The sequence below is a fragment of the uncultured Thiodictyon sp. genome, from assembly GCF_903828115.1.
GTDB lineage: Bacteria > Pseudomonadota > Gammaproteobacteria > Chromatiales > Chromatiaceae > Thiodictyon.
Map to the genome: position 1 here is coordinate 1 of NZ_CAIKKU010000636.1, position 4,352 is coordinate 4,352.

The 4,352-nt window shown below is 71.0% G+C and carries 3 protein-coding genes; 2 read left to right on the forward strand and 1 reads right to left on the reverse strand.

Annotated features, from left to right (window positions below):
- Positions 1–319 precede the first annotated feature (319 nt).
- Positions 320–1,000, forward strand: a complete 681-nt coding sequence (locus tag QZY48_RS24215) for a cobalamin-dependent protein (RefSeq protein ID WP_295435898.1) — start codon at positions 320–322, stop codon at positions 998–1,000.
- A gap of 20 nt (positions 1,001–1,020) precedes the next feature.
- The gene (locus QZY48_RS24220; protein ID WP_295435900.1) at positions 1,021–1,860 is read left to right on the forward strand and encodes a diguanylate cyclase; all 840 of its coding nucleotides are present in this window, start codon (positions 1,021–1,023) and stop codon (positions 1,858–1,860) included.
- 441 nt (positions 1,861–2,301) lie between these two features.
- On the opposite strand, the gene selB is transcribed toward QZY48_RS24220, so the two are convergent.
- On the reverse strand, positions 2,302–4,209 hold the full coding sequence (gene selB, locus QZY48_RS24225; RefSeq protein WP_295435902.1) for a selenocysteine-specific translation elongation factor: 1,908 nt from the start codon (positions 4,207–4,209) through the stop codon (positions 2,302–2,304).
- Positions 4,210–4,352 lie beyond the last annotated feature (143 nt).

The window sequence follows — 4,352 nt, forward strand, 5'->3', positions numbered from 1 at the left end:
AGCCTTGGATGTGCAGGACCAAGGCTGAAGCCTTGGACTCCAGAAGGTGGCCGCCGGCCGGAACGATGATCAAGGCCCGGCACTGCGGTTCACCGGCGCCGCTCGGCGCCGACGCGGACGCGACCCCTTTCGCGACCGCCCCCACTATCGTTGCTCCCGCTGCGACCCTTATACTCTTTCGTCGCCGGCCCTTCCTGCAACTATGCCACGGTTGCGTCGGGCGGGCGACGACTGTCGCGACCGACTCCCGGCGCGACGCCCAACCAGCGCCCGACGCTGGCATCCGACCCTGGCTCCCCGTGCTGCGAGGTGTCTGCCGATGGCGACCGAAGACCTGGACCTGCCCGTGCCCGACCCGACCCTGACGATCCTTTACCCCGGGTTCGTTGCGGCCCTGTTGGCCGGAAACCGGCGCCGTTGCGAGGCCCTGACCGATCAGGCCCTGGGCGCGGGGGTGCCGATCCTCGCCCTCTACCAGCAGCTCTTTCAACGGGCGCTCTACCAGGTGGGCGAGGAGTGGGAGCACAACCGGATCTCGGTCGGCACCGAGCACCTGGCCACGGCCGTCGTCGCGGGCCTGCTCACTCGACTCTATCCGCGGGTCATCGCGCCGTACCGGCGCGGCCGCCGGATCGTTATCGGCTCGGTGGAGGGGGAACTGCACCAGGTCGGCGCCAAGATGGCCTGCGATGTGTTCGAGATGCACGGCTGGGAGGCGCTCTATCTGGGCGCCGACACCCCGACCACCGAACTGCTGCGCACGGTGTCTGAGCTACGGCCGAACGCGGTCGGTCTCTCGCTCAGCATCAGCACCCATCTGGATGCGCTGCACGCCGCGCTCGGCCTACTGCGGGCCGCCCACCCGGAGCTGCCGGTGTTGATCGGCGGCCAGGGCTTGCGCCAGCTCGGCCCGACCCTGACGGCCGATCCCAAGGTCCACTACATGGCCGACCTCGACGCACTCGAACGGCTGGTGACCCGTTTGGATCGCGACGGTTAGACGCACGGGTGAGCGCCGCCATGGACCAGAGCGACGCGGTGCCGGACGCCCCCCGGCCGCCGGATAGCCCCGCCGCTGCGTCGATGCCGGCACCGGGTCACGCCTGGGGCGAGGAACTCGGCCGGGCGCACGACACGAGCAACGCCCTGGCGGTCGGCCGCTTCACCCTCGACGGCGAGCCCCTCTACCTCAATCGCGGTATGAGCACGGTGCTGGGCGGCGCGACCCCCGATCGCCCGCGCCGCGACTACCTGGTCAATCCAAGCTTCGCCCAGTTGCTCGCCAGGGGCACCGAGGGCCTGCTGTTCGCGGGCTGGCTGACCGTAGGCGATGGCTATCGCACGACCCGCACCCTGCACGGTCAGGTCTACCGCAAGGGCGCGGAGGTCCTGATCCTGGGCGAATACGACGTGGTCGAACTCGACCACTTCAAGCCGATCAACGACACCCATGGACACGCGGCCGGCGACACCGTGCTCCAGACGGTCGCGGAGCGGCTCAAGTGCAGCGTGCGCGATACCGACAGCGTGGCGCGGCTCGGCGGGGATGAGTTCGTGGTGGTGCTGCGCGACGTCGAGGCGCCGGAACACGCGCGTCAGGTGGCGCACGAGATCCAGGCGGCGCTGACCAAGCCCATCCGGCTCAGCGGACTGAGCGTCGGCGTGAGCGCGAGTATCGGCGTCGCCTTGGGTCCGCTGGCGGGGGAGACCGCCGAGGACCTGCTCCACCGGGCGGATCAGGCCATGTACGCCGCCAAGCGGGCGCGCCCACCACCCCACCCTTTACCGGGGCGCATGGGCCCACTGGCGAGCCGCCGCGGCCACCGCGGGCCCAAGCCGCACGATCAGGCGGGAGACTAACTATCTCACACCGTTGGCGTTGCCCCTTTACCGTGAAGGTCGGGGCGGGAACCCGTGAGCGGCTTGCAGCCGCGACGGGGCCTCGCGGGCGGCCGTGGCGTCGCGGATTGCCGCCGCCTCGTATCGCGGCTGCAAGCCGCTCCCACGTACGCCTTTCATCTTCCGGGACGGCTGATGTTCCTTCCATAGCCATTGGCTGGTAGCGCGCGCCCCGTCAGGACGCTTACCCCAGAAAGAGCAGTTCTCTCACAGAGACACAAAGATCACAAAGATTTTCAAAGCGATATGTCGGCCGAGGAGGTCACCTGGGCGGTGATCGGCTCAACGCCTTCAATGATCTGTTTTTCTTTGTGTTCTTTGTGTCTTTGTGAGAGCAATTGCCGGGTTTAGGCTTATTTAGTGCGCGAATGGGAGCAAGCCCCGCGTTTCGCGCTACCAGGGCTACCTGGTCAGCAGGCTGTCGCGGAATACGCGGTGGTCATCGCCGATGCGGCGCGAGTAGCCGATGCGGTCGAAGAACTCCAGGATCTGGATGGCGAGCTTGCGCCCGGTGCCGACGGCATCGCGAAAGGCGGCGGCGCGCGCCGCGCCGTCGGTCTCGGTAAGACGCAGGGCGATGGCGCCGAGGTCCGCCACCGCCGCCGGCGTGAAATAGTGGTCGTGCGCGACCCGATGCACCTCGCCCATCGCGGCGAGGCGCTGGAGCAGTTGGCGGATCAGGGCCTCGTCCTGCGCCAGGGCGCGGGCCAGATCGCGCACCCGCGGGGGCTGGAACGGCTGCGCCTCCAGCAGCGGCCGGATGCCGGTCTGCCACAGGGCCGCATCGGTCGGCGCGAGTCGTACCGCGTGTCCGGGCAGGTGGACCCAGGGGCCGCTGCGCACCACCGCCCCGGCAGCGGCCATGCGCTCCAGCAGCCCGGCGAAGGCCGCGCGCTCCATGGCCGGGCAGGCGCCGCGGCGCAGCCGCTCGCGGTCCGGGCCGAGTTGGTCGGGGTGCTCGGCGTGGCCCTGCGCCAGCGTGGCGAGTACGCGCTGTTGGAGCGTCTGCCAGTGCGTCCGGGCGAACAGGAGCGGACCCGCCGGGGTGTCCAGCCGCTCGCCGCCGGGCAGTGCGGCGATGGCCGCGGCCTGCCCGGGGTCCAGGTTCCAGTGCCGCGTCAGGCGCTCCAGGCTCAGCCCCTGCTCTGCCAGATCAAGGGCGGCGGCGGCGGCGCTCAGGGTATCGCGTTCGCTCAGCGCCGCCAGCAGGGCGAGCCGCGCCGGGCGGCGGCGGCCCCGGGCGGGCGGCTCCGGGTCCAGCACCCAGCCGCCGGCGATGGTGCGGCGGGCGGACTGGTCGCGCAGGATGAGGCGGTCCCCGCGCAGCGCCGCCAGGTCGGCGTCCAGGACCAGTTGGACCAGACCGGTCGCCCCGGGGGCGATGGCCTCGCCGTCCAGCACCGCCACCCGCCCGGTCAGATGGGCGGCCCCCAGGTGGCAGTGGACCGGGGTCCAGTGCTTGAGCGGGCCGGGCTCCGCGGCCAGGACCCGCAGGCGCACGTCCAGGCGGCGGGTGGGCAGGTGCAGGGCCGGGGCCAGCACCAGGGCACCGCGCCCGACCGCGTCGCGGTGCAGGTCGGCGAGGTTCAGGGCGCAGCGCTGCCCCGCCCTGCCCTCTGGCGCCGGGCGGCCCTGGGCGTGGACCCCGCGCACCCGCACCGGGTGGCCCGCGGGGGAGACCAGCAGCCGGTCACCGGGGCGCACCCGGCCGTCCAGGACGATGCCGGTCACCACGGTCCCGGCCCCGGCGATGCTGAAACTGCGGTCCACCGCGAGCCGGAACCCGCCGCCGCCGCGGCGCGCCGGCAGGTCCGCGGCGGCGCCGTGCAGGTGCCGCGCGAGCGGTTCGATACCGTCCCCGGAGAGGCTATTCACGGGGAAGACCGGCGCCCCGGCCAGACCGGTCCCCTGCAACAAGGCCCGCACCTCGGCCGCGGCCTGGCTGACCCGCGCGGGCGGCACCCGGTCGATCTTGGTCAGGGCGACCAGACCCAACTCCAGGCCCAGCAGGTCCAGGATCTCCAGGTGTTCACGGGTCTGGGGCATGGGGCCATCGTCCGCCGCCACCACCAGGATCACGTAGTCGATCCCCGCCGCCCCGGCCACCATGTTGTGCACCAGGCGCTCGTGACCCGGCACGTCCACGAAACCCAGGACCTCGCCCGGACCAATCTCCTGGTAGGCAAAGCCCAGGTCCAGGGTGATGCCGCGCGCCTGCTCCTCCGGCAGGCGGTCCGTCTCCACCCCGGTCAGGGCGCGCACCAGGGCGGTCTTGCCGTGATCGATGTGGCCGGCGGTGCCGATGATCATAGGGCCCTCGGTGGGGATTCCGGAAAATGGAAAGAGTCGTTAGGAACGGTTCAATAACAAGTGAAACAAGTCCGTTCGGGAATGGTCCTGGTGACGTTGTCGTTGTCGTTGTCGTTGTCGTTGTCGTTGTCGTTGTCGTTGTC